The organism is Sphingomonas sp. CCH9-F2 (genome assembly GCF_001556735.1).
GTDB classification, from domain to species: Bacteria; Pseudomonadota; Alphaproteobacteria; order Sphingomonadales; family Sphingomonadaceae; genus Sphingomonas; species Sphingomonas ginsenosidimutans.
Window position 1 is genome coordinate 1 of sequence record NZ_LSJO01000311.1, and the last position, 24,276, is coordinate 24,276.

25 protein-coding genes are annotated in these 24,276 nt (G+C 66.4%); 12 read left to right on the forward strand and 13 right to left on the reverse strand.

Annotated elements, in window-relative coordinates:
• The 6 genes from AX685_RS09080 to AX685_RS21545 all read left to right on the forward strand — a co-directional run.
• The coding region (locus tag AX685_RS09080; RefSeq protein ID WP_066487747.1) for a FecR family protein at positions 1-929 on the forward strand (929 nt) is incomplete at its 5' end.
• Between the two features lie 81 nt (positions 930-1,010).
• Positions 1,011-3,953, forward strand: a complete 2,943-nt coding sequence (locus AX685_RS09085; protein ID WP_066487749.1) for a TonB-dependent receptor — start codon at positions 1,011-1,013, stop codon at positions 3,951-3,953.
• An 8-nt stretch (positions 3,954-3,961) separates the two neighbouring features.
• Positions 3,962-6,046 carry an Atxe2 family lasso peptide isopeptidase gene (locus AX685_RS09090; protein WP_164542689.1) on the forward strand — a complete coding sequence of 695 codons (2,085 nt, stop codon included), beginning with the start codon at positions 3,962-3,964 and terminating at the stop codon, positions 6,044-6,046.
• Positions 6,047-6,421: 375 nt separating this feature from the next.
• Complete coding sequence (locus AX685_RS09095) at positions 6,422-6,793, forward strand: helix-turn-helix domain-containing protein (protein WP_066487754.1); 372 nt, start codon at positions 6,422-6,424, stop codon at positions 6,791-6,793.
• Between the two features lie 30 nt (positions 6,794-6,823).
• Entirely contained in the window at positions 6,824-8,242 is a 1,419-nt protein-coding gene (locus tag AX685_RS09100; protein ID WP_066487755.1) for a VIT domain-containing protein, read from the forward strand.
• Positions 8,243-8,409: 167 nt separating this feature from the next.
• Complete coding sequence (locus tag AX685_RS21545; protein ID WP_125958668.1) at positions 8,410-8,823, forward strand: hypothetical protein; 414 nt, start codon at positions 8,410-8,412, stop codon at positions 8,821-8,823.
• Here the strand turns inward: AX685_RS21545 and AX685_RS09105 are convergent.
• The 3 genes from AX685_RS09105 to AX685_RS09110 form a co-directional block, all read right to left on the reverse strand.
• Positions 8,771-9,310: a hypothetical protein gene (locus AX685_RS09105; RefSeq protein ID WP_156445739.1), complete on the reverse strand. Its 540-nt coding sequence runs from the start codon at positions 9,308-9,310 to the stop codon at positions 8,771-8,773. The genes AX685_RS21545 and AX685_RS09105 overlap by 53 nt on opposite strands.
• Before the next feature lie 50 nt (positions 9,311-9,360).
• On the reverse strand, positions 9,361-9,897 hold the full coding sequence (locus AX685_RS21550) for a hypothetical protein (RefSeq protein ID WP_125958896.1): 537 nt from the start codon (positions 9,895-9,897) through the stop codon (positions 9,361-9,363).
• Between the two features lie 197 nt (positions 9,898-10,094).
• On the reverse strand, positions 10,095-11,354 hold the full coding sequence (locus AX685_RS09110) for a hypothetical protein (RefSeq protein WP_066487757.1): 1,260 nt from the start codon (positions 11,352-11,354) through the stop codon (positions 10,095-10,097).
• Positions 11,355-11,469: 115 nt separating this feature from the next.
• Between AX685_RS09110 and AX685_RS09115 the strand changes: the two genes are divergently transcribed.
• The gene (locus tag AX685_RS09115) at positions 11,470-11,832 is read left to right on the forward strand and encodes a hypothetical protein (protein ID WP_066487758.1); all 363 of its coding nucleotides are present in this window, start codon (positions 11,470-11,472) and stop codon (positions 11,830-11,832) included.
• A 116-nt stretch (positions 11,833-11,948) separates the two neighbouring features.
• Here AX685_RS09115 and AX685_RS09120 read toward each other — a convergent pair whose 3' ends face one another.
• The 10 genes from AX685_RS09120 to AX685_RS09160 all read right to left on the reverse strand — a co-directional run bounded on the left by AX685_RS09120 (position 11,949) and on the right by AX685_RS09160 (position 19,416).
• A complete protein-coding gene (locus AX685_RS09120; RefSeq protein ID WP_066487760.1) occupies positions 11,949-12,311 on the reverse strand; it encodes a hypothetical protein in 363 nt (120 codons plus the stop codon).
• A 108-nt stretch (positions 12,312-12,419) separates the two neighbouring features.
• Positions 12,420-13,520 carry a hypothetical protein gene (locus tag AX685_RS09125; RefSeq protein WP_156445740.1) on the reverse strand — a complete coding sequence of 367 codons (1,101 nt, stop codon included), beginning with the start codon at positions 13,518-13,520 and terminating at the stop codon, positions 12,420-12,422.
• Positions 13,521-13,617: 97 nt separating this feature from the next.
• Entirely contained in the window at positions 13,618-15,366 is a 1,749-nt protein-coding gene (locus AX685_RS09130; protein WP_066487764.1) for an asparagine synthase-related protein, read from the reverse strand.
• On the reverse strand, positions 15,366-16,070 hold the full coding sequence (locus AX685_RS09135; RefSeq protein ID WP_082740757.1) for a lasso peptide biosynthesis B2 protein: 705 nt from the start codon (positions 16,068-16,070) through the stop codon (positions 15,366-15,368). The genes AX685_RS09130 and AX685_RS09135 overlap by 1 nt, the downstream gene beginning before the upstream one ends.
• Before the next feature lie 6 nt (positions 16,071-16,076).
• On the reverse strand, positions 16,077-16,196 hold the full coding sequence (locus AX685_RS22475) for a benenodin family lasso peptide (protein ID WP_164521125.1): 120 nt from the start codon (positions 16,194-16,196) through the stop codon (positions 16,077-16,079).
• Positions 16,197-16,266: 70 nt separating this feature from the next.
• The gene (locus tag AX685_RS21560; protein ID WP_125958662.1) at positions 16,267-16,386 is read right to left on the reverse strand and encodes a benenodin family lasso peptide; all 120 of its coding nucleotides are present in this window, start codon (positions 16,384-16,386) and stop codon (positions 16,267-16,269) included.
• A gap of 94 nt (positions 16,387-16,480) precedes the next feature.
• Complete coding sequence (locus AX685_RS09145; RefSeq protein WP_066487773.1) at positions 16,481-17,101, reverse strand: GntR family transcriptional regulator; 621 nt, start codon at positions 17,099-17,101, stop codon at positions 16,481-16,483.
• Positions 17,098-17,970 carry a phytanoyl-CoA dioxygenase family protein gene (locus tag AX685_RS09150; RefSeq protein ID WP_066487776.1) on the reverse strand — a complete coding sequence of 291 codons (873 nt, stop codon included), beginning with the start codon at positions 17,968-17,970 and terminating at the stop codon, positions 17,098-17,100. Before AX685_RS09150 ends, AX685_RS09145 begins: the two co-directional genes overlap by 4 nt.
• A gap of 13 nt (positions 17,971-17,983) precedes the next feature.
• Positions 17,984-18,601, reverse strand: a complete 618-nt coding sequence (locus AX685_RS09155; RefSeq protein ID WP_125958661.1) for an acyl-homoserine-lactone synthase — start codon at positions 18,599-18,601, stop codon at positions 17,984-17,986.
• Between the two features lie 77 nt (positions 18,602-18,678).
• Positions 18,679-19,416 carry a LuxR family transcriptional regulator gene (locus tag AX685_RS09160; protein WP_082740761.1) on the reverse strand — a complete coding sequence of 246 codons (738 nt, stop codon included), beginning with the start codon at positions 19,414-19,416 and terminating at the stop codon, positions 18,679-18,681.
• Between the two features lie 275 nt (positions 19,417-19,691).
• Between AX685_RS09160 and AX685_RS23505 the strand changes: the two genes are divergently transcribed.
• From AX685_RS23505 to AX685_RS09180, 5 genes are all read left to right on the forward strand, one after another.
• Positions 19,692-19,958, forward strand: a complete 267-nt coding sequence (locus AX685_RS23505; protein WP_125973923.1) for a transcriptional regulator domain-containing protein — start codon at positions 19,692-19,694, stop codon at positions 19,956-19,958.
• A gap of 25 nt (positions 19,959-19,983) precedes the next feature.
• Positions 19,984-20,511, forward strand: a complete 528-nt coding sequence (locus AX685_RS21565) for a DNA -binding domain-containing protein (protein WP_066487777.1) — start codon at positions 19,984-19,986, stop codon at positions 20,509-20,511.
• A 396-nt stretch (positions 20,512-20,907) separates the two neighbouring features.
• Positions 20,908-21,888, forward strand: a complete 981-nt coding sequence (locus AX685_RS09170; RefSeq protein ID WP_066487780.1) for an ArdC family protein — start codon at positions 20,908-20,910, stop codon at positions 21,886-21,888.
• Complete coding sequence (locus tag AX685_RS09175) at positions 21,885-22,319, forward strand: DUF2958 domain-containing protein (protein WP_066487783.1); 435 nt, start codon at positions 21,885-21,887, stop codon at positions 22,317-22,319. The genes AX685_RS09170 and AX685_RS09175 overlap by 4 nt, the downstream gene beginning before the upstream one ends.
• An 85-nt stretch (positions 22,320-22,404) precedes the next feature.
• Complete coding sequence (locus tag AX685_RS09180; protein WP_066487785.1) at positions 22,405-24,255, forward strand: ParB/RepB/Spo0J family partition protein; 1,851 nt, start codon at positions 22,405-22,407, stop codon at positions 24,253-24,255.
• The last annotated feature ends 21 nt before the right edge of the window (positions 24,256-24,276 follow it).

The window sequence follows — 24,276 nt, forward strand, 5'->3', positions numbered from 1 at the left end:
TCGCCTGGCTCGCCCGCCTGCGAGCAGGGCCGTCAGACCGAGACATCGCGGACTTCGAGGCCTGGTACGCTGCTGATCGGCAGCACGCCGATACCTATGACGCGTTGCTCGACAGCTGGGACGACACCGCGCTCGTATCGCGAACGCCCTTCGCACGGCAGCCGCGGCTCGGCGCTAGCCCGTCATGGTGGAAGGCGGCCGCCGCTGTGGCCGCTGTATTGCTGCTGTTCCTTGCCGGCGGCCTCGTTCTTACCGGCACCGCCCGGCGCGATATTGCGCCCCCGTCCATGTTGGCCAGCAGGGTCGGCGAGATTCGCACCATCACCCTTGAGGACGGTTCGCGCGTGACGCTCGATACGAACAGTGCGGTGCAGGTGCGCTTCGATGGCAAGCAGCGCCACCTTCAACTCCAGCACGGGCGTGCGCGTTTCGAAGTCGCGCATGATACGAGGCGGCCTTTCGTGGTGGCTGCCGGATCGGGCGAGGTGGTGGCGCATGGAACCGTGTTCGATGTCGACCTGCGGGAGGCGAGGACCCTGGTGGTCCTGCTGCAGGGATCGGTCGAGGTTCGCCGGCCGGCCGCTGCCGGCGTGCCGGCGACTTCGACAATGCTGAGACCGGGCCAGCAGCTCGCCGTCAGCGCGACCCGTGCCACCATCGCGCCGGTCCTGATCAAAGCCCCGGAAACGCGTTGGCCCTCGGGCATGCTGTCCTTCGAGGACGCGCCGCTCGCGGATGTTGTGGCCTTGGCTAACCGGTACAGCCGGACCCAGATCGTGCTTCGTGATCCCGCGGGCGGTGAGCGTCGCTTCACCGGCACTTTCAAGGCCGGGGAACCGGCACAGCTCGCCGAAATGATCGGTTCGATGTTCGATCTGAGCGTCGAGCGCGACCAGCGCGACAATCTCGTTCTCGCGTCGGGCAAATAATTTCCCAGGGTAGCGGGGCGCAGTCGCGTCGAAGTCCCCCAAGCAACGCCACGCAGGCTTGCGCAAAGGGGGAAGTCACGAATGCCCATCATTCCGAAGGTCGCGCTTGCTCTGTCCATTTCCGTCGCGGCCCTGTCCGCGCCGCTGGCTCCCGCAGCCGCCGCGCAGGAGCAACGGCAGAGCTACGATCTACCAGCCCAGCCACTTGCGCAGTCGCTCCGCGAGGTCTCGATCCGGTCCGGACGCAGCATCGCCGCTCCCGCAGACCTGCTTCGCGGGAAGACCGCGCCCGCTGTTCACGGGAGCTATACCCTGCCGGAAGTCGTCGAGGCGCTCCTCGCCGGTTCGGGCCTTGCCGCGCGCTGGGTGGGCGACGGACTGCTGATCGAGCGCATCCGATCGAGCGATAACGGTCCAGCGGATCAAGGATCGGCCTCGGGCGAGATCGTCGTCACCGGAACCCGCATCCGCGGGTCTGGCCCGGTGGGCTCGACCGTGACGGTCGTCGATCGGCAGGCGATTGAGCGCAGCGGCTATGCCACGACGCAGGACATCGCCCAGACCATCCCGCAGAATTTCGGGGGTTCTCCCAACGAGGGCAACGGGGCTGGATCGTTCAACTCGGACTCGGGGTTCAACACCGCGGCCGGTTCGAGCATAAACCTGCGCGGGCTCGGCACCGGATCGACGCTTGTCCTGCTGAACGGCGACCGGCCGCCGCTCGGCGGCTTCTCGGGCGTGTTCAGCGATGTTTCGATGATTCCGGCGTCGGCGATCGAGCGGATCGAGATCGTCGCCGACGGTGCCTCCGCGATCTACGGATCGGACGCGGTTGCCGGCGTCGTCAACATCATCCCGCGGCTCAACTTCACCGGGGCCGAAACCAAGTTCCGGATCGGCACTGCCGACGGCGATTCCCAGGACATCGTCGCGAGCCAGCTCCTCGGCACCCGCTGGTCGGGCGGACAAGCGATGGTCGCCTACGAATATTACCGTCGGACGCGCCTGGCCGCGGCGGACCGGGCCTATGCCACCGACGACCTGCGAAACTATGGCGGCACCGACAACCGCACCCGCTATGCGAACCCGGGAACGATCATCGCCGCGAACGGCCGTACCTTCGCGATCCCGCGCGGCCAGGATGGTCGCAGCCTGACGCCAGGCGATCTGGTGGCGGGCGCGTTCAACCTCGGCAACGACTGGACCGATGCCGACCTGCTGCCGGACCAGCGCCGGCACTCGGTCTTCGCCGCCGCCACTCAGGAGTTCGCGCCGAACGTCCGGCTTTATGCCCGCGGGCTCTATTCATCGCGCAGCTTCACCCAGCGCGAGCGGCCGATCAGCAATGCATCCCGCACCGTGCCGGTGACCAATCCCTTCTACGTCGACCCTATCGGCACCCGCCAGCCCGTGCGCGTCCAGTACAGCTTCGTGCGCGACCTCGGCCCGGAGACGACCAGCGGCCGGGTGGAAGCCTATGGCGGCAGCCTCGGACTCGATGCCGACCTCGGCCGTTGGAACATCGACCTGCATGGCACCTGGGGTCGCCAGACCGAGCGCACGACGATCTCCAACCGGGTGAACACCGCCCGCCTCAATGCCGCGCTGGCCGACACCGATCCCGCGACGGCCTACAACCTGTTCGGCGATGGCCCCTCCACCAACCCGGCGACGATCGCCAAGGTCCGCGGTTCCACCCGTTCCGGCAACGGCGGCACCGTGTGGTCGGCGGCGCTGCGGACGGATGGACCGCTCACCACACTTCCCGGCGGAGACATCCGGCTGGCGGTCGGCGGCGAGTATCGAGAGGAACGGTACAACGACAGCGCGACGATCAGCGACGTCAGCACGCTGACGCCCGTGACCCTCGTGCCGATCACCTTGCCCGGACCGCGCCGGGTCCGCGCGCTCTATGGCGAAGTGCACGTACCGCTGTTCGGCGAAGACTTCACGCTGCCGGGCTTTCGGCGGCTCGACCTCTCGGCGGCGGTGCGGACGGAGCGCTACAGCGACTTCGGGGCCACCACCAATCCGAAATTCGGCATCGCGTGGGAGCCGCTCTCGGGCCTGACCGTGCGCGGCACCTGGGGCAAGTCATTCCGCGCGCCCAACTTCAACAACCTGAGGCAGGACCCGGCCAATTCGCTATTCTTCGCCTATACCTTGCCCGATCCGGCCTCTTCGACCAGCCAGACCAACGTGCTGGTGCTTCGCGGCAACGATCCGGACCTGCGTCCCGAGCGGGCAACGAGTTGGACCGTCGGCGCGGACGTGCGGCCGCCGTCGATCCCCAACCTCCAACTCAGCCTGACCTACTACAACATCCATTATCGCGACCGCATCGCCTCGCCGGCGGCGAACCTGCTCAACTTCCTGGTCAACCGCGCGACCTATGCAGGCATCATCGATGCCAATCCCTCGCTCGCGACGATCCAGAGCTATTTCGCCTCTCCGGTGTTCCAGAACCCCTTCAACCTGACGCCCAGCCAGATCTCGCTGCTGATCGACGCCCGGCTTCAGAATCTCTCGACCGTGAAGCAAAGCGGACTCGATCTCGATCTCAGCTACGGTTTCGACGTCCTCGGCGGGAAGGCCGATGTCGGCCTGACCGGCGCCTACATCTTCCATATCGACCAGGCGCTCACCGCCACCGCGCCTTCGACCGACGTCGTCGACCGGCTCGGCAACCCGGTCGACCTGCGCCTGCGCGGCCGCGCAGGCTGGTCCGACGATCGTCTGAGCATCTTCGTGTTCGGCAACTATCTCGACGGTTACACCAACCTCACCAACGCCACGCCGCAGAAGATCCATTCGTGGACGACGTTCGATCTGCAGATCGGCTACCGCTTCGGCAAAGCCGGAACCGACCATGATCTCAGTATCGCGCTGAGCGCCACTAACCTGTTCGACCGCGATCCGCCCAAGGCCGCCTATTTCCTCGGTCCCTTCTCGGTCGGGTTCGATCCGGACAACGCCAGCCCGCTCGGCCGGGTCGTCTCGCTCACCGTCACCAAGAAATGGTGAGACCCGCGTTGCGCTTCGGCCTTGCTGTAGCATGGCTGATAATTCCATCGGCCGCCGCCGCCGAAGACTGCCGCGCGCGGCTGATGTCGGCGGAGCCTGCGGTCGTGCGCGACGTCACCCCGCGCGATCTAGTCGAACTGCGCGATTTCGGGCGATCCGACACCGCCCTGTCAGGACCGTCGCCGTTCAGCCTTTCGCCAGACGGCACCGAGCTCGCGATCGCTCTGCGTCGGGCCGATCCCGATACGGACCGCTATTGTATAGGAATCGTTATCGTGCCGCTCGACCGGGCCCGGCCGCCGCGGCTCATCGACGTCGGCGGCGACTTCATCCTTGCGCGCGGCGACAGCCACGGTGTTCCCGACCTGCCGGTGGGGACCGAGCAGCCCGTGACGCCGCTATGGTCGCCCGACGGCCACTGGCTCGCCTATCTCAGGCGTGACCGGGGCGTGACCCAAGCTTGGCGCGCGCGGCGCGACGGAAGCTTCTCGGGACCCGTGACGCATGACGCCGAGGACGTGCGCGCCGTCCGCTGGTCCGAGGACGGCAAGGCGCTGATCGTCACCACCAGGCCGATGGCCGCCGCGAATGCCGTGATCGAGCGCGAAGGGCGCAGCGGCTTTCTCTATGACGAGCGCTTCTGGACCTTGTCGAAGGACCGGCCGCGTCCGCGGCTGCCGCTGCCGAAGACGGACCGGCTGGTCGATCCGGAGACGGGCGGCACGATCGCGAACGCCGAGGCGCCGAACAGGGACTTGGCCGATCGGCCCGCCGACGCGCGGCTCTTCGCCCAATCGAAGAGCGGCGCCCAAGCCTGGACCTCGCCGGCCGATCCGGGACTCGTCCTCGGTCCTGTAAGCCTCAAGGTCGAGAGCGGAGGGCAGACACGCACCTGCACAGTCGAGGCCTGCTCGGACACGGTCGGGGCGCTGTGGTGGCGGGATCCCGGCGAGCTACTCTTCATGCGGAGCGGCACGCCCGAAAACGGCGGCACGACCACGCTCTATCGCTGGCGTGTCGTCAGCGAGGCGGCGCCGGCGCCGCTTCTCACTACCACCGACGCCCTGATCGGTTGCCAGCTTCTCGCCCGACGCCTGATCTGCGCGCGCGAGACGCCGACCCACCCGCGCGTGATCGTCGCCCTCGATCCGGACAACGGCCGCTCGACCACGATCTATGATCCCAATCCCGCTTTCGCGGGGCTGCGCACCGGCAGTGTCCAGCGGTTGCGATGGACGGACGCGCAAGGCGTCGCCGGCTACGGCGATCTTGTTCTTCCGCCCACGCATCGCCCCGGCGACCGGCACCCGCTGGTCATCGTCCAGTACCAGAGTCGCGGGTTCCTGCGCGGCGGGACCGGCGACGAATATCCGATCCATGCCCTGGCCGGCCGCGGCTTCGCGGTGCTGAGCTTCAACCGTGTTCGGCCTTACGCCAGCGATTCCGGCGCGCGCGACCTCGCCAGCTTCATCCGGATCGGCATGACCGGCTTCGCCGAGCGGCGGCGCATGCTGTCGGCGATCGAGACCGGCATCGACCGGAGCATCGCGCTCGGCGTGGTCGATGCCGCCCGGATCGGCATCTCAGGCCTCAGCGACGGCGCCGCGAGCGTCCAGTTCGCGCTCGTCAATTCGACCCGGTTCCGCGCAGCGGCGATGAGCTCGTGCTGTGACGATCCGAGCAGCGTGCACTTCGCCGCCGGTCTCGGCTATCTCAACGACACCACCGCCTGGGGATATCCCGAGCCAGGTGCCGGCGATCCAGCGTTCTGGCGACGCTATTCGCTCGCCGCCAATGCCGATCGCATCGACGTGCCGATCCTTCTCCAGCTTCCTGACGACGAGTTCCGCCTAGGCCTCGAAACCTATGTCACGCTCGACCAGCGTCATGCTCCGATCGAGATGTACGTTTTCGCGGACGAATATCATGTGAAGTGGCATCCCGCCCACCGTCTCGCGATCTACGAGCGGGCGATCGACTGGTTCGACTTCTGGCTCAACGGACGCGAGGATCCAGCGCTAACTAAGCGCGAGCAATATAGCCGCTGGCACGCGCTCGCTGCGCGGGCGCCGGTTCCTACCATCCGCCGCTGAATTGCAATGACCGTTGATTCCGTAATTGGCACCGCAGTGAATCCGGCGTTCCGCCAAATGGCAAATAATGGGCCGTCTGCCGACTGTCAGGTTCCGGGCAGCGAACCGCAGATAGCTGCCGCTCCTCACGGCGCCACTCCTATGACGGCTGTCGACCAGCTCATGACATTCTACACCGGGCGCCTGAACGTCGGCTAAGACCGAGACCTGCCCTCCAAGAGCCTCGGATTAACGCCGACACGAAACGCCATTCACCTCGAACGGTCGCCTCGTCAGAAGCAGAAATATGTTCATCCAGATCAACCAAATGGCGCCGTTGCCAGCAATCCGGCCGCGGCTTCTTGTTTTTGACAAATTATATGTTAAAAGAGGTGGATGAAGCTCGAAGAACTCTCCGCAATTACCGGAGCGACAATCCGGCAGATCCGCTTCCTGATTTCCGAAGGGTTCGTTCCCTCGCCCGAGGGTGGACGTACCTACGCTACATATGGAGACGCGCACGTTCAAGCGATCCGTCGCTTTCAGCGCTTGAAGGGCCTAGGCTTTCCCAATGCCGCGATCCGGCTTCTTCTGGATGCGCGCGAGGGCGTGCCCGTGCCGGTGATGGACGGCCTGACACTGGTGATCGCACCCGATCTGATCGGCAGGGATGCTGACCTGGATCAGATGATCGCGCAGACCGAAACTAGACTGCGCGAGGCATTTTCAGGCGATGTACCGAAGGCGCGCAAGCGGGCAGCTGGCTGATCATTCGCGGGATCCGAGGGAAGCACGACGATGGATAAGTTGATCGATCCGCTGGTGCCCTTGTTCCGGCCATCACTCGCCCCAAGACCACCCCTGCTGCTCGACAAAACCGAGATCCGACTTCGTCTGGTTCCGCCAATTGCCCGTCTGATCGTCACGCGCACATTCACAAGTCGCGAGACCGTGCCGATCGAGGCAGTGCTGACCATGCCGCCCGCGCTGACCGGCGAAGTGGTTCACGGCGTGGAAGTCGGGATCGGCGAGCGACGATGGACAGCACAGGCACGGCCAAGGCGTCGGGCCGAAACCGCCTATGACGGCGCGGCGGTCGACGGCAACCGCGCGATCCTGTTCGAAGATTTGAAGCGCGGGTGGCGCACCTTGTCGGTGGCGGGTGTGCAGCCGGGCGAGGTGGTCTCGATGACGTATGAAAGCGTGATCGCGCTTGGTCTGACCGGAGCGACGGTACGCCTTTGCCCCGGAGTTGACCCTGATATTGCCGCTCCCGCTCTGCCTGATCATCTCACCCCACGCCAGACCAGCGAGCCTCATCCGATCATTCTGACGATCGAGGGCGCGAACGAGATCATTGTGCGGGCTGCGGGAACTGATCTGCCGCCGGTGCAACAGATCAGCAATGCGCCAATGATGCTGGATATCGTCATCCCCGCAGGCTTTGAGGGCAAGGTGACAGATTGGTCCGCGGACGATGTGCGTGCGGAAATGGCCCTGCGCATGGCGGAGCAGATCGCAGCCCTGCTTGACGGTGATAGGCCAGTCGATCGCCAGCGGGTTCGCGATCTTGCGCTCAAGGGCAATTTGCTGACCAGCGAAACCAGCCTGGTCTTCGTAGGCGCCGAAGGCGAAGCGACCGGGGTGCTGCCGGCTATGCGCAAGCTCGCACTGGTCGATGCGGTATCCTCCGATGTGCAGGCGGTTCCGTCTCAGGTACCGGCCGTCGAGCCTGCTGCGTCTCCGCTCGCGCCAGATGGCGACGTTCCCGCCCCCGGCCGGGCCCGTGGGTTCGCCGTGCGATGGCCGACCGTCGGAGCGCGACCGCCATGGCATGTCCGGCTTGGCAACTGGTGGCGCAACAGGAGACCCCCCCGGGAGGTCTCTACCGATATGTCGCACCTGGGTACGCAACTTCGCTCTGCAGCGTCGCGGGTGCTGTGGAATCAGGACGGAGTGCTGGCCTTGCGGTCGGGCGATGTCGGCCATCTGCCGGGCGAGGTCGCGACAATGGTCCGGAACGTCGCCGCGGTCGAGGACGTGCGTCAGACCGCCACGGTAATGAACCTCGCAGCGGATCATCTCGCCATCGCGCTGCTGGCACAAGCCGCTGCATCTGCTGGCGTGGCTTCGCCCGATCTGCTCGATCAGCTGTTCCCGGATCGGCTGCCGCTCCCCTTTGAGCGGTTGGCCCGGCAATTGGGAGTGAGCGGATGAGATTTACATTGTTAGGCGGAGTGCTGTTGCTCGCTGCGCCGAACTCCAATGCGGAGTCTCCAGCGCTCGCGCCATGGGGCGCCCGAAGTGGCGAGGAACTCGCGATAGACACCGCTCGCGGCCCCTGGGCGCGGCGCTGGGTGGGGCGGAGCGACGTCGGCGCTGTCATGCTCACTGTCTATCGGTCGGCGGAAGACGCGAAAAAGGTCGCCATGTTGTCTCGCGGACTGAGCGACGGGCCTGAGCATGATGACGACCTGGCAATTCTCTTGAGCTATCTTCCCCATGGATGGCGGACGTGGGTTCACGCGCTTCAGGCGACCGCTTACAACTCGGATGCACGCGGTCTGTGCGCGATTATCGGGACAGGTGAGGAGCCGCGCAGGCTCTGCATGGCAAGCCGGCCCGACAGCGCAGCCGTGGCGACCGTCATGACTTCGCTTGATCGCGATACCGCTACGGAAGCGGCGATGCTGCTGGCGCGTTATGCGGCGCGTCATCCAATGCGCGTGGCCGGTGACAACGGACCTATTGTTCTTCCTTCAACCGCCTTTCGAGCAACGCGCGTGCCTCCGGCGTGAGGCCCTGATCGGCACCAGCATTGTCGGCCGGTGACGGCGTGCCCTGCGTGCTCGACGGGTTGCCCGAATGTTCGACCAGATAGCGGTCGAGATTGCGATGACCGGTGGCCGAAGCTGACGGATCGCTGCCGGGCAATGATCCCGTCAATCCGCCGGGAGCGATCTGCCCATCATTGCCGCGCATGACATCGCCAACCATCGTGCCTTCCTTGGGCATATCGGCGCCGCTGAACCCGCGGCTGGTGACGCCCTGAACGCCTGGCTTGCAGGGGATGGGATCGGCCGGCGTGCCTTTCAGCCAATGGATCGGCCAGTCCCAGCCGGTGGTAATCCAGTCTGTAAAGCCGAAAGCCTCCCGCTCGGTCGCCTTGATCGCAAAGCAGTGACGATCGATGGCCTGCGCACGGGCACCCCAGAGCCAGCCCAAAACTAAGGCGACTAACACCAGCTTGATGACATCTTCGCGGTCAACTGAAAACTTTCCCATCATCGCCTCTTTTCTGGTCGGTTCAGCGCCCGATCGCATTCCCAGTTAAATTACTGATCTATTATGTCTTTCTTCAGCCGTTGTGGCAGCCGTTCGCGTGCGTCCGGGCTGAGCCCTTGATCCGCACCAGCGGATTGCGCATTCGCCTGATTGCCGGAATGCTCGACCAGATAGCGGGCAACATTGCTATCGCCGGTCGCCGAAGTCGATGGATCGCTACCGTGAAATGATCCGGTCAAACCGCCGGGAGCGATCTGCAAATCCTTCCCATGCAAGACACGCAAGACGGCGCCGGCTGGCGTGTTATCCTGGGGTATATCGGTACCACCCAGGCCGCCGCTGTGAAAACCCGAGCCCCCGCGTTTGCACGGGATGGGATCGGCTGGCTTGCCTTTCACCCAATGGATCGGCCAGTCCCATCCCGTCATTATCCAGTCTTTAGGACCGAAAGCCTCCCGTTCACTTTCTTCGACGACGAAACAACGGCGGTGTTCGGCCTGCTTTATGGCACCATGAAGCCAAAAAGCGAACAAAAGCGGCAATACCAGATTCAGTATCTCATCATAAGAGAAGGAAAGCCGTCTCATCATACCCTCCATTGCGGTCCGCTGCCACGCCTTGGCCTGTTCATTACACGACCGTCCTTTCTCCGGCTAAATCCCAGCATTTATCTCCGTACGTCAGGCCCGGGCTATCGCAATTCGGCAGAAGCAAGGGTGATGTGCGGGCGCCGTCTTGCCCAGACACCACCGGCCCGCTGCGGCAGCCCGCACCTGTCGCCTTTTCATCTCACTGTTTTTTCGGTGCCGAAGTCGTTGCAGATATCGCCCGGCTGAAGCCACGACGCGCTACAAGGGGGACGGAGGACGAACGGGGCCGAATTGCCCCCGCGCGTGGGGGCGACCTGTCGGTTACGCCGCACCGCCGCCGCACGCCGCTCATAATCGGCGACTTCATCACCGAACAGGGCACGACAATCCCGCACACCGCTTTGCGCCACATCATAGCACACGTCGCCCCGGCGATTACCTGCCATGGGACGCGTTAACACCCACCAGAGGCCTGCTGCGTCTCCATCGCCCCACCAGCGCAGGACAGCGGGGCCATCTTCCCGGCTCCCGCCGGCAAGCGACGGCAGAGCCATGGCGTCGGCCGGGATTGCCTTCGTCGTTCCGGTCACGTCGCCCGCATAGGTCTTGCCTGTCGGTAATTGCCCGGCCGCCGCGTCGAAGAGCATGACCATCGTGATGTTCTTCGCGGGCGAATAGAAGCTCGGCACCACTACCGGGCTGGAGAAGTCGCCGTCATGCGGCCGGAGCTCCAATGCGCGCAGTTCGGCGTCCGGCGACCAGGCCCTGGCGACGGTCATGGCGAGTGTGACGTTGGAGGCCGCATCCTTGCCCGCACTGTTCGCCGCGTTGGCCATCGCATCGACCTGCTTCCTGGCATTCGGTCCGATGGGTCGGAACCACAGGATCTTCTGCTGCATCATTGCGACCATGCCGCCGCCCGTCACCGGGAGCCACTGACCCTCGTCGTTCCATCCCTGACCTGAGACGAAGCGCAGACCAGCGTCGCTCGCTGACATCTGTCCGCGGTCGATATGAAAGGCATAATCATCATCGGCGACACCATCGCGTACGATCGCGACATAGCTGCCGTCCGGCGCCACGCGCAGCCCGATCACGCCGGCCGACTTTTCCACATTGGGCTGGAAGATCGCAACCGACCATGTGCCGCAGAAATGGCCGATGCCCGAGCGGTCACCGGCATCCGCCGGGCGCGCCACGCCACGGCGCATGCGATCGACCCAGAAATCAAAGCTGCGCCAGCGCGGGTCATCGCTGGCGATCGTCCCTGCGGTCGCGGGAGGGATAACGCAGTCGCCTGCCTGCTCCAGCTTTTCATCAGATTGTGAGCGCTGCTGCGCCACAGCTGGCGTGGTGGCATTGGCGACTTCATGTCCGTCCTTTGCGGCATCGCAGCCGCTGACCATGAGCGCGAGAAGCAGCGTTGCCGTTACCGAAACCCCGAATCGCGCCATGATCGATCCCCTTCAGATGAGGACGATTTATCAAGGCATGTTTCTTTTGACAATATATATGTTATAAGAGCATCGAGTTTGCCGAACCATTTTGTGGGACGGAAGGACATGCGCCGTGAAGGACGACGAGGAACTGCCAATCGACCCTACGAAGCTCTACTTCGTGCGGATCGTCGAGACCCGCGCGGCCGTGGGCCTGTTCTGGTCGGGGTGGCACGGGCTGCAACTGCTGATCCCGCGCCACATTGATCAAAGGCGCTGCGAAGTGGCGGAGATTGAGCCGCTGGCTGGCATGCTGTTCGTGGATGGGTCGGATTTTCGCCAGCAGGCCGTTGCGGAAGGCTATGAGCACCGCTGCGCAATGACGGACGGTCTTGCTCAGCAACTCTTCGACGACGATGGCAGAGTGTTTGGATTGCCTCTGACGTTCGAGCCGCTCTGTCGGGCGTTCGGCCTTGGGGAAGATACTGCGACATAGGATGACAACCGGCTTCGCGCCGAGCGGTATGCCCTTTGGGTCGGCGTGGCGCGGCGAATTGGCGCTGGCTGCCATGAGTAGGCGGCGCTCGGTTTCTAACTTCCGTTGAGCGTTGCTCAGGAGCCGGGGTTAATGATCATGACGCTGACGGAGACCAGCAGAAACGCCGGAATGAAATTGGCGACGGCGATCGCCGATGCGCATGTTCTCGCGCCACGCGCCCGAACGATGCCGACAGCAGCAATGAAGCAAAGAAGCGCCATGGCCGCATACTGGCCGAATATCATCCGTTCCCGGATGTGCGTGCCGACCGCATGATGGTCTATCACGAAAGGACCCAAGAGAATCGCAAAACCCCACGGTACGATCATGAACAATAGGGCACGCAGACGACGCCGTACCTCGGGTACCCTCGGAAAGGAGCGGACGACGATCACAACGGAACCGATCCACGCGAGAAGCAGGACCCAGATGAGCATAGGGAGTTGTCGCCTTCCTGTCCTCGGGGAGTGCTCCACATTCCCGTCTCGTTAAAGACTTTAGTGCACCGGAGGATCGCGAAGAATGTTGGGCTCTGAACAAGGATTTTACGTCCGGAAGCGTTGAAACAACCTGATCATTCGGTCGATTGGATCCTGCTTGAAGACCTCATCGGTATCGTTTTGCCGCGGATAGGTTGTTACCAGCAGCAGAGGAATGTCCGCTACACTGGCCGAGCATGTCGCCTGGCGGCTTTCAGCCACCGGCCGGGCCATGCAGAAGGCCAGGAGATTTTCCTGCCCACCAAAGCTGGTGCTGGCCGATGATCCGGTCGGCAAGCCAACGATATCCATCGTTTCGTCCAAAATCCTCTTTCCGCCCTCAGCATCGGGCTTGCCCGGCCTCGCGATTGGCTTCTTGAGATAATAGACAGTGACTGGCGGGTCGCCCGCGAAGGATATGGTCGCACGGCCCACATAGCTGGCGCCGGCTGGCGGATCGATATTCACTTCATATTGCGTCACGCGGCTTGCGCCTGCCCCGCTACCGATGGGCGGCAGGATGCTGGCGAGCATGTTGGCGGCCTGCTGACGTGCCGGCGTAGGCGGGGGCGCGTGAGGGGGCGCAGCCCCCCCTGGAAGCTGCAGCGCTTCCTGCGCAACGTCATTGACGCGCTCATTGGTGGGCTTTTCCTTGTCCAGCTCGGCGATAACGGCTCGCCAGCCCGGCAAACTCGTCTTGGATGAGCCGAACTTTAGCTCTTGCGACCCCACGTTCTCGCTTTCGGCAGCCTGCCGATTCTGCTCGGGCGCGCGGCCGCAAGCTCCCAGAGCGATAACCGCGCACATCGTGATCACATGTCGTTTCATCCGAGCCTCCCGATTCCAGGAGGCCCTTTTTACACATCTGTTGTCATAAGAAAAGTGGCAAACTGTCTGAGCTGCAGAAGCCTCGGCCCTAAAACGCGCTAATTCTGAGGCTACCGACGGAATTCGCCCAAATTTCTCGTACTGGGCTGGCAGCGAGATTTGCGAGAAATGTCCGGTTTCGTCGGGAACCGTCGTTGGCGGATGCCATCTAGAATGACCGGTATGTCCCAATGTCAGCCGTTCGGACACTGCTCCGGTCACGATGAACCAATGGCAGGTTTCGGGATCGGCCGCATGATCGCTGAATGGCGACAATTGAGGCGCAATGCGGCCGTTCACTTGTGTCCTGGCCCGCGTGGAGTTCCGTCAGCTCACGGGGAGGTCCTTGCCCCGAGCGGAGGATTCGCCGAGAAAAGGTCAAAGACCTTCGTGAATCTTACGAATAGCCGGTGGAATAGCCCGTCGCTGTCGGCGAGCCATCGGACCAACTCTGCAGCCACGCCTCCGCATCGACCAGGGCCAGCAGGCGCATCACCAGCTCGCCCGACGGCGCCGGGTTCCTGATCGCTGCCTCGACCGCGGTCCGGTCGAGGATGCCCTGGCCGGCGAGTTCGCCCTCGAGCAGCAGTGCGCTTACAAGCGCGCGGTTGCGATCGAACAGGCGCGCGCAGAAGCCGTCGAAGGCGCCCTTCGAGCGCCGCTCGATCACGCATGTCGGCAGGCGATCGGCGAAGGCGCGGCGCGCGAGCGCACGGTTCTCGCCGCCCTCGCACCAGCGCCAGCTCGGCACCGCAAGGCAGAATTCGACGATCGGCTGCGACAGGAGCGGGAACAGGACCGGCGCGAACGAGGCTCGGCCGTGACCCTCGAGGTGATTGGAGAGCGTGCCGATCGCCCGCACATGCGCGGCCTTGCCCGGCATCGAGCGGTTGCCGCACGCCTCCGCGCTGTGCGGGACGGCTGCCAATCCGCGCGCCTCGGGCGCAAGCAGCCTGGTATCACTCCGATCCGTCCCGACCTGACGGCGCGCCACGATCCGGCGGACGAACCGGGCCAACGCTTCCCACGAGGTGGCGTGGCTGACCCGCGCGATGTCGTCGAGCGTGCGGATCACCGCGAAGCGGGGGCCTTCACTCCACAGCCTGTCGATGGCCGGCGCGATCGACTGGCGATAGCCGAACAGATCGTCGCCCCCGCCGCCGCTGGCGAACGCGTCCGCACCGATGGCGCCGGCATGCGCGCGACTCAGCCCATCGGCCGCCTGTGTGAACGCGCGGGCATTGGGACGCGGCAGGTCGCACGCATGCGATCGGGTGAGGTCGACATCCTCGACTTGCGGATGGGTGATCTCCAGCGGAAGTCCGAGCGAATCGGCGATCGCCCGCGCATAGCCGAGTTCGGTCGGATCGCCCGGTCCGGCCGCGAAGGTGATCAGGTGCGGCGCTTCCGCGCGGCGCGCGAGGGCCGCAGCGACGACCGCGGAATCGAGCCCGCCCGAGATTTCGATGAGCGGCCGCCGGTAGACGCCGGCCCAGGCCGCCATGCAACGGTCGATCGTCTCGGCGAGCGCCTCGGTGGACAAGTCCTGCCCCGGTGCAGGCCGCGCAAAGTCCCAAGCGTCCCACACCCGACGACGCACTAGGCCTCGGGGGCCGACGGAGACCACCGTCCCGGGCAGCACTTCCTCGACTCCCGCAAGTGCCGTCTGCTCGCCCCGCCAGTCATGGCTTACCAGCGAAGCGGCCACGATACGCCAGTCGATCGATGGTGTGAGCAAGCCGTGCGCGAACAGGAGCCGTGGCGCATCGGTGACAAGCCAGACCGATCCGGACCGCGCCATATAGCAGGGCGCCATGGCCGAAGGATCGCGGAGCAGCTCGATGCCATCCGCCGCCAGCCGGACCGCGACATAGGCACCCCAATGGCGCCGCACGAACGCGGTGCCGTCGTCGTCCGGAGACCAGGAGGCGGTGTCGGACTCGGGATCGGCCGTGCGTGTGAACAGGTGGCCGAGAAGGATGCCGTCCCCGAGGGGGCGGACCGTTACCGCGCCGCCTGCGAGCAGCGTGAGCCCGGCATCCGTGCGCGCGCGCCGGAGCGCGCCCGAGCGCGTCAAGGCGGCCGCCACCGCTTCGACCTTGTCGGCGTTGCCGCCCGTGCCGACGAGGAGGCACCAGGAACGCATCAGCCGAGATGAAGGATCGGCGCATAGCGCCCGATCGTGTCAGGTGGATCACCGAGCAGCGCGTGTCGCGTCTGAACCCAGCAATGCGCGCCGAACGGATAGGCGGTGACGCCGAACACCAGTTGCACCGCCTCGAGGTCCTCTCCGAGCCAGTCGACCAGCGCCAGCGAGTCGAGCAGACAGACGCGTCGCACCGGGGCGAGATGCCGCACCGCGTGGTATACGGCGGCCTTGACGGCAGTCGCCTGACGATCGGCAACCCTGCCCGCAGGGCGCTCAAGCCCGGACCGGCGGTGCTCGAGATTGATGTGAAGTGGCATTTTGCGGAGCATGCGCTTGGCCCGGATGACCGCAGTGGCGACGCCGAGCGCCTCGCCCAGGCTAGGCCGCACGCGCGGAAGGTTTGTTCCGGGAACGTCGCTGGGAACGGTGAGCGAGATCGGGTGGGCTCGACACTGCTCTTCACCCTCGAAACCTAATCGTGCCGCGAGGGCCGCAAGGCACGCCTCCGGCATCGGCCCGGCCGGCCCGCCGAGCCATTCGACAAACATCGCGTTGAGCGGCGGCGGCAGCATGATGTAGCGATCGCGCGCGATGTCGAGGAACACCGCTCTTCCGGCGGAGAGCGCGACGGTCACGTCCGCGTTGAGGCGCCAGTAGGTGGCCATGGCCGGACGTACCGGCGCCCGGATGGGCGCCGGCATCGCGCTTCAATCGTCGGACAGACCGGTCTGCGGGATTTCCCGCACGAAGTCGGGCATCTGGCCCTCGCCGCCGAGCGTCTCCTCGCTCGCCACGCCGAGATCGATCACGTCATCTTCGTAGGTCATAACGCCATTCCTTCCACTGTGGATGCGCGGCACGACGCCGACGCCCGGGTGGACGCCGGCGCCTGTCATGTCACTCGTCGGAGAGACCGGTCTCCGGAATCTCACGGACGAGATCCGGCAGCTTGCCGTCGCCGCCGAGCGTCTCTTCGCTGGCGACACCGAGATCGATCACATCGTCTTCGTAAACCATGATGCCACTCTCCTTCTCGCTGCGGACGTGCAGCGTCGCGCAGGATAGGAAAGGCGATGGATGATCCGAATTGAATACGGTTTTGATTCTCCGATTATTCGGCCCGAGAATCCTCCATACGATAGAGCTGACGCAGGATGGCCGCGGCCGACCGGATACGACGCCGATGGTAGCGCGCCAGCAGCGGCCGGAGCCCGGCGCTGTCGCGGCGCCCAGCCGCCCCTGCGATCTCGTCGAGTTCCGTGTCGATCTCGGCCAGCACCGCGGACTCCGCCACGCGTGCGACATGGAGCCGGTCATTCATTCGCGCGATCGCCCGGGCATGCTCGACGTTCGGCGACCAACGAGCGATGCCGACGAACAGCGTCGCTGCTCGGACAGCCTGGTTGCCGGTTTCTCCGCCAAGCGGCATGCCCGCGGTCTGGGCGCTTGGCCTGCGAAGCGCAACACCGAGGATCTCGGCGTTCCAGGCATAGCGGTCCTTGAGTGCCGGCTCGTCGATTAGCGGCATATGGAAGCCTTCGCCGGTGCCGGTCTCGACCAGGTCTTCGCCGACGAGCATGTTGAGGCCGGCTCGTACCGGTGTCACGCTGCTTCCGAGCCGGTCGGCGAGCACGGCCGGATCGAGCCGTGCGCCCGGCCGAAACGCGCCGCGCAGAACGTGCGCTTTGACTGCCTCGTAGATGCGCTCGGCGGTGGGGCCGGCGGCATTCATGTCGCCTGGCTCGCGGCATAGGCTTCGACCATGGCCGCCTGATCGGGCCTGAGGGCGTCGATGGCGGCCAGAGGCTCGACCGCTCGCCCGTCGAGCAGCACGGACGGGCACTGACCTTCATAGTTGCCGAGGTTGGGGCGATGCTGACGGTAGCCGACGAGCGCAGCGAGTTCCGGCGGAAAGCTGCGCGCGACCTCGGGCGGATAGGCGAGCCATTGGTTCTCGTAGGGCTTGAGCCAGCCGAGCGAATAGCCGACGACGATGCCGCAGCGCACCTCGCCGGTGCGGTTCGCGCCAGCGCCATGCAGGGTCGAGCCGAGGAACAGGAGAGCGTCGCCCGGCGCCATTTCGGCGGCGAGCGGCGCGCTCGGCGGTTCGGGAGCGAGCGCGTTCACCCCATGGCTGTCCGGCCAGACCATCGTTGCCCCGTTGGCGGCGGTGAAGCGGGTGAGCGGCCAGATCACGTTGACCAGATATTCGGCCTCGCCGGCGGGCGCGCGCCACATATCCTGGTCGCGGTGCGGCATCTGTGCGGGCGCGCCGGGATGGATGGCGATTGCCTGCGCGACGTTGAGCTGGATCCGGTCGCACCAGGGCGAGAGCAGCGCCTCGACGGTGGCGAGGATACTCGCGTGCCGAACGAGCGCCACGGCCTGCGGCGAGCGGATGAGGAGCCGCCCGAACCGCTTGGTCGTGGTGCCGTAGAAGGCGCCTTCGCAGAAGGGCGTGCGCGCAAAATCCCCGGACAGGTCCCGGTCGAGCGCCGCGATGGTCGCCGGCGGCAGCGCGCCGCGGACGATGCAATAGCCGCGCTCGCGCAGCTCGGCAGAATGGTCCTCGACGACGGAATGCGTCATGGTCTCGATCATCGTACCTCTCCCTTCACGCGGCCACGCGCGCGGCGGCATGGAGGTCGATCGACGGCACGATGCCGGCCGCGGCGAGCTGCGCCAGCGTGTGGGCGTCGATCTCGATGCGGAGCGCGACGAGCATCGTCCCACTGATCAGCTGCGGCAGACCGAGCGGCCGACAGCGCCAACCGAAGGCGAGGATCTGCTGGAACCACGGCATCTCGGCGATCGCCGTGTATGCCGTGATCCCATTTGCGAGCGCATGCTCGGCGAGCGCTGTCACCAGCGTATCGCGCGCCGCCCGACGTTCACGCGCCGTGAGGCCGCGATCGAGACAGAAGCGGGTGATCTCGAAGACGTCGGGTGCCTGCGGCGGCGCTTCCTCGCACAGCTCGGCGTAGAAGCTGTCGAGGATGTGCGGCCTCGTCGTCGGCAGCAGCCGCGCCGAGGCGAGATGGCCGCCTTCGCCGTCGGCGAGCACCAGATAGGTCGCATGAATGTCGTCGAATTGGTCGACCTCGTAGGTGCCGTCGATCACCGGCACGTCCCATTTGAGCAGGTCGACGAATACGGACTTCCTGGCCGCGAACATCGCGCGAAGCACGCCGTCCGAGATCGGGCGCGCGGCCGTTTGCATGACATGAATCATGTCTGGGCTCCCTTGGCTTTCGATCGGCCAAGGGTCTGCCGGGACGGCTGCGCCCGCTATTCCCGGAAAGGGTAATATCAGCGGCGGAAGATATCGGTGAAAGTGAGCGTTCCGTCGAACAGCGCCCGGATCGCCAGCAATGTCCGCTTGCTTACCCCGTATCGTGCGCAGGCCATCTTGATATGCCGGGCGACCGTCTCTTCGGTCACGCCGAGGATGCGGCTGACCTCCCAGTCGGTCTTGCCGCGCGCCGCCCAGAGCAGGCAATCGCGCTGGCGGTCGGTGAGCGCGGGCGGCGGCGGCTTGGAGAGATGCCCGCGATCGGACCAGAGCCGGCGCGCGCCCTCGAACGCGAAGGCGCCGGCAAGCTGAGCCATCGGCAGCAGGTCGACGACGATTGGGCGGCCGGCTTCGCTCGCGAACGAGCAGGAGCCGCGCGCCTCACCAGGGACATGGGCCGGAACGGTGAAACCGTCGCCGATCCCTTCCTCGCGGCCCATCGCAAGCACACGCCGGTCCTCGGCGGTGAGCGGGATCATCTCGGACATGCGCGACCAGCAGAAGCCGACGCTCGTCACATGGCTCGCGCGGTGTACCGGATCGGACACGCCGAGCGCGTTGCGGTCGTAATAGTCGGCCCATCGGTCCGGATAATTGTGAAGCCGGATCGCCGTGCCCTCGGCGGCGAGCACGTCAACATGGTGCGTCAGCGCGAAATACTGGAAGCCGAGCTCGTCGGTCACCGACTGCATCGCAGCGGTAAGATCGTCAACGGTCCTCACTTCCTCGACGATGCGGATGAACTGCATCGCCATCACGTGCATGCCCATCGGGCAGCGACACGGTCCCAGGCGGCGTCTCAAGCCACCGCATATCCCGAGACCGCCCTTTCCCTTGTACTCGGGCTGGAAGACGGGGCCTCACGCCGTCCTCCGGCGACTCTTGCGATTGCAAGCCATTATCATGAAGAGTTCACACGAAGAAGATGCCTTGAACAACGAAGCTGCCCGAGGCGCAAGCAGGTCCTGCGCCGCCGGCAATCGCTGTCCTCAAGTCGCCGGACCCGTGCTGCAGAGTTGCCTGCACGCGCATGACCGGCGATGCGCAAGACGATGGCCCGGAACGGTGGCGCGATGGCCGGCGCTATTCTGGCCTTCGCGGAATAGATCGCGCCGGGCTCATGTGGGAATGGCTGCGCCGCGATCCCAGCTACATCGCCTGGTACGCGCGGGCGAGCGACGCGACGCGCGGCCACGCCGAGACGGGGATCGAGCCGATCCAGTGGGGGCTTCACTTTCGCCGAGGATCCGGACCGCGCAGCGCCCGAGGCCCGGATCATCTGGCATGCCGATCTTGACCCCGGCACGCTGCGCGTCATCGCCGTGCCGTCCGATCCCGCGGACCCCGACAGCATCCACACCGACCGACTGGCGCCCTGGCTGGCGCTCGCGACCGATAGCAATGGGCGCGAGCATGCCGTGCTGTCGGACGGCTGGCATCGGATCCGCATCGATGTCGAGGAAGGCAGCATCGCGCGGGAGGAAGCCGTGCTGCTCCAGTACAGGCTGCTCGGCATCGCCTCAGCGGAACCCAAGATCCTGCCGCTCAGGCGCTTCCTCGAGCTCTGCCGCCGCGGCCGCTTCGCGCGATCGCTGTTCCCGCGCGACCCGCGGATCGAGCGTTGGCTGACGGTGCTGCGCGTTCACGACGCGCTCGCCGCAGGCGCCAGCCAGCGCGAGATCGGCGCCGCTTTGTTCGGCGAGGACCGCATCGTGCTCGACTGGAACGACGACCGCGATTCGCTGCGCTCGCGCGTCCGCCGCCTCGTGCGCGATGCACGCGCCATGGCGCGGGGCGGCTATCGCCACCTTCTCCACCGTCGGTCTGAGCGACCAGGTCGACAAGGCTGAGCCCTGTTCTCCGGATTATTCCGAGGAGTCCGGCGCCTCGCGCGCGTGCCGCGCGCGACCGCGCTCTACGGCTCGGGCGCGGGGCCCTCGCCGCCGAGCCCCGCGAGCGGGTCTCGGCCTTGCGGTGACGATCGCTGGCGCGTGAAGCGGTCGCCGCGCTGCGGCGCGGCGGCGCTCTCGGTGGCCTCTCCCGGATGCGCGGGAGTGGGCGGCGCTCCCTCCTAGGCGCGGACGCGGCGGCGGCAAGCCGGCCGTGCGGCCGGCTCCTCCATTCCCATTGCGGCCCTTCGGGTGCCGCCGCCGCTCGGGCCCGCGCCTTCCCGGTCGCCTCTCGCCGCCCACCCCCGCTTTCCGGGGAGGCCATGCGGTTTTGGGGCGGGAAAGGAGGCGAGGACAATGCCAGCAACCCCCACCCATCGCGCCCGGCGCAAGCCGCGGGCCGGAGCCGAGCGACAGACCAACGCGCATCCCGAACCCCGCGCCAGCCTCTACGACGAGGTCACCCGCCGGATCGTCGCCGAGCTGGAGGCGGGGCGCTTCCCTTGGGTCCAGCCTTGGGGCGCTGCCGAAGCGGCGGGCCTCGCGCCCGGCCTGCCGCGCAACGCGCTGACCGGCCGAACCTATTCGGGGATCAACGTGCTGATCCTGTGGGGCGCGGTCATCGAGCACGGCTTTCCCAGCCAAGGCTGGCTGACCTTCAAGCAGGCGCTGGAGGCGGGCGGCAACGTCCGCAAGGGCGAGCGCGGAACCACCGTCGTCTATGCCGACCGCTTCACCCCCGAAGCCGAGAAGGAGCGCGCGCGAGAGACCGGCGAGGACGCCAAGGCCATTCCCTTCCTCAAGCGCTTCACCGTGTTCAACGTGGCCCAATGCGAGGGCCTTCGCCCGGGCCTTGCGCCCGAGCCGGTGCCGCTCCCCGAACGCGAGATCGTCCCCGTCGCAGAAGAGGTGATCCAAGCCAGTGGCGTCGATTTCCGCATCGGCGGATCGCGCGCCTTCTATGTGCCGGGCGAGGACTATGTGCAGGTTCCGCCGCAGCCCGCCTTCTTCGAGCAGATCAATTACTACCGCACCTGCTTGCACGAGCTGACCCACGCGACTGGTCATCCCTCGCGGCTCGCGCGCAACCAGTCCGGCGGGTTCGGCAGCAGGGACTATGCCCGCGAGGAATTGGTCGCCGAGATGGGCGCGGCTTTCCTCTGCGCAAGCATCGGCATCGTGCCGACCGTCCGCCACGCCGACTATCTGGCGGGCTGGCTCGACGTGCTGCGCGAGGACAATCGCGCGATCTTCCGCGCCGCCGGCCAAGCCAGCAAGGCCGCCGACTGGCTGCTCGCCCGGCATCGCGAGGCGCAGGAAGGGAGGCTGGCGGCATGATCCTCCTCACCCCCGACCTGCGCTTCGCGCTGCGCGCCAACGACATCAGCCGCCGCGCCGCCGCGCAGGGCGGCACGCCCGAACCGGACCCGGCCCCGGTGGTCAAGCTGTTCAACCCGCTGGGCGCGGCGACATGGCTCGCGACCGAACTCGATGAGGACGACGACACGCTGTTCGGCTTGGCCGACCTCGGCTTCGGATGCCCCGAACTCGGCCATTTCAGCCTGTCCGAGATCGCCTCGCTGCGCCTGCCTTTCGGGCTCGGTATCGAGCGCGACATCGGCTTTGCGACGACCGTGAGCCTGTCGGTCTGGACCGACACCGCGCGCCGGGTCGGTTCGGTCATCCAAGCCCAATTGATCATCCGGCGCATCGAGTCCGCGCCGGTCCCCGAGATTCCGACCGATCCCAGCCAAGGGAAAGGCGGATGACGCGCGGCGCGTTTCGCCGCTTTCGCAAAGCCGGTCCGCCAACCCCGGAAAGAGCGACGGACCAGCACTCACAAGGAGTGACGACATGAAACTCGACTTCATCCCGCTCGACAAGCTGTTCGTCGACAAGGCGAACATGCGCTACGCTCGCAAGGCGCCGGACGTGAGCGATATCCTGCCCACCGTGCGCAGGCGCGGCGTCATCCAGACCCTGCTGGTCAAACCCGCCAACGACGCGGGCCTGTTCGGCATCGTCGCCGGTTGCCGCCGCTTCCACGCCGCGTTGCAGGTCGCCGAGGAGCGCCGCGCGACCGGCGAGATCGACCCCGATGCGCTCGCGCTTCCCTGTGGCATCCTTGACGACGGCGACGATGCCGCCGCCATCGAGGCGTCGATGATCGAAAACCTCGCACGGCTCGATCCCGACGAGGTCACCCAATGGGAGACCTTCACCCGGCTGGTGAAGGAGGGCCGCACGATCGACGACATCGCGCTCACCTTCGGCCTTCCCGAGCTGACCGTGCGCCGCGTGCTCGCGCTCGGCAACCTGCTCCCGCGCATCCGTCAGATGTACGCGCGCGAGGAGATCGACCGCGTGACCGTCCGCCACCTGACGCTCGCCAGCAAGAGCCAGCAGCGCGCATGGCTGGCGCTCGCCGACGATGCCGACTCCTATCTCCCGACCGGCCATCAACTCAAAGCATGGCTGTTCGGCGGGCAGTCGATTGCGGTGCGGCATGCCTTGTTCGACGTCGCGGCGAGCGGGCTCGCCGTCATCGCCGATCTGTTCGGCGAGGACAGCTATTTCGCCGACGCCGACGCCTTCTGGCGCGCGCAGGACGAAGCCGTCGCGGCGCGCCGCGCCGCCTATCTGGAAGCCGGATGGGCGGATGCGGTGATCGTGCCGCCGTCCGAGCATTTCCATGGCTGGGAATATGAGAAGGCCGCCAAGCGCAAGGGCGGGCGGGTCTATATCGACGTGCGCACCAGCGGCGAGGTGGTGTTCCACGAAGGCTATCTCTCGCGCAGGGAAGCGCGCCGCGCCGCGGCTTCGGACGGCGATGCGGCGGTCCAGCCCAAGCCGCCCCGGCCCGAGGTCAGCGGCCCGATGCAGGTCTATATCGACCTTCATCGCCACGCCGCCGTGCGCGCCGCGCTGCTCGGGCATCCGCGCGTGGCGCTCCGGCTGATGGTCGCGCACGCCATCGCCGGCTCGCACCTGTGGAGCGTGCGCGCCGAGCCGCAATCGGCGCGCAATGACGAGACCTGCGAAAGCGTCGAGACCGCGCATGGCGAAACGCTGTTCGACGAGCGCCGCCGCGCGGTGCTTGGCGCTCTCGGCTTCTCGCCCGACGAGCCGACCGTGGTCGAGGGCCGTGTGGAAGGCGCGGAGGGCGACGCGCTCGCCGCGCTGTTCTGGCGGCTGCTCGACCTGCCCGACGCGGCGCTCATGGACGTGATCGCGATGGTGATGGGCGAAAGCCTCGCGGCGGGAAGCCCGGCAGTCGAGGCGGTCGGGCTCCATATCGGCCTCGACATGGCCGACTGGTGGCAGGCCGATGCCGCCTTCTTCGAACTGGTCCGCGACCGCGAGGTGCTGACCGCCCTCGTCGCCGAGGTCGGCGGCGAAGCCGTCGCCGCCGCCAATGCGCGCGAGAAGGGCAAGACCCTGAAACGCATCGTCGCCGACCATCTGGAAGGCGCTGGCGGAAGGACCAAGGTCGAACGCTGGGTGCCGCGATGGATGGCGTTCCCGCCCGCCGCTTACACCGCGCGCGGCGGCGTCGGCACCGTGCGCGCCCATGCGCTCGCCGAGGCGGCGCGCCTACCCGTCGTGCCGCCCGAACCGCCCGCAGGGTCTGTCGCTCTCGCCCGGTCGAACCCCGATCCGGCACCCGCGCCGCAGGCGGCCGAGCCGGTCCCGCTCGCGGCCTGAGCCTTGCAAGGCGGGGCGGTT

Coding starts and splice junctions, on each gene's coding strand:
- AX685_RS09085 (WP_066487749.1), top strand. CDS start 1,011: ATGCCCATCATTCCGAAGGTCGCGCTTGCTCTGTCCATTTCCGTCGCG.
- AX685_RS09095 (WP_066487754.1), top strand. CDS start 6,422: ATGAAGCTCGAAGAACTCTCCGCAATTACCGGAGCGACAATCCGGCAG.
- AX685_RS09100 (WP_066487755.1), top strand. CDS start 6,824: ATGGATAAGTTGATCGATCCGCTGGTGCCCTTGTTCCGGCCATCACTC.
- AX685_RS21545 (WP_125958668.1), top strand. CDS start 8,410: ATGCTCACTGTCTATCGGTCGGCGGAAGACGCGAAAAAGGTCGCCATG.
- AX685_RS09105 (WP_156445739.1), bottom strand. CDS start 9,310: ATGGGAAAGTTTTCAGTTGACCGCGAAGATGTCATCAAGCTGGTGTTA.
- AX685_RS21550 (WP_125958896.1), bottom strand. CDS start 9,897: ATGAGACGGCTTTCCTTCTCTTATGATGAGATACTGAATCTGGTATTG.
- AX685_RS09110 (WP_066487757.1), bottom strand. CDS start 11,354: ATGGCGCGATTCGGGGTTTCGGTAACGGCAACGCTGCTTCTCGCGCTC.
- AX685_RS09120 (WP_066487760.1), bottom strand. CDS start 12,311: ATGCTCATCTGGGTCCTGCTTCTCGCGTGGATCGGTTCCGTTGTGATC.
- AX685_RS09130 (WP_066487764.1), bottom strand. CDS start 15,366: ATGCGTTCCTGGTGCCTCCTCGTCGGCACGGGCGGCAACGCCGACAAG.
- AX685_RS09135 (WP_082740757.1), bottom strand. CDS start 16,070: ATGCCGGCGCCCATCCGGGCGCCGGTACGTCCGGCCATGGCCACCTAC.
- AX685_RS22475 (WP_164521125.1), bottom strand. CDS start 16,196: ATGACCTACGAAGATGACGTGATCGATCTCGGCGTGGCGAGCGAGGAG.
- AX685_RS21560 (WP_125958662.1), bottom strand. CDS start 16,386: ATGGTTTACGAAGACGATGTGATCGATCTCGGTGTCGCCAGCGAAGAG.
- AX685_RS09145 (WP_066487773.1), bottom strand. CDS start 17,101: ATGAATGCCGCCGGCCCCACCGCCGAGCGCATCTACGAGGCAGTCAAA.
- AX685_RS09150 (WP_066487776.1), bottom strand. CDS start 17,970: ATGATCGAGACCATGACGCATTCCGTCGTCGAGGACCATTCTGCCGAG.
- AX685_RS09155 (WP_125958661.1), bottom strand. CDS start 18,601: ATGATTCATGTCATGCAAACGGCCGCGCGCCCGATCTCGGACGGCGTG.
- AX685_RS09160 (WP_082740761.1), bottom strand. CDS start 19,416: ATGGCGATGCAGTTCATCCGCATCGTCGAGGAAGTGAGGACCGTTGAC.
- AX685_RS23505 (WP_125973923.1), top strand. CDS start 19,692: ATGACCGGCGATGCGCAAGACGATGGCCCGGAACGGTGGCGCGATGGC.
- AX685_RS09170 (WP_066487780.1), top strand. CDS start 20,908: ATGCCAGCAACCCCCACCCATCGCGCCCGGCGCAAGCCGCGGGCCGGA.
- AX685_RS09175 (WP_066487783.1), top strand. CDS start 21,885: ATGATCCTCCTCACCCCCGACCTGCGCTTCGCGCTGCGCGCCAACGAC.
- AX685_RS09180 (WP_066487785.1), top strand. CDS start 22,405: ATGAAACTCGACTTCATCCCGCTCGACAAGCTGTTCGTCGACAAGGCG.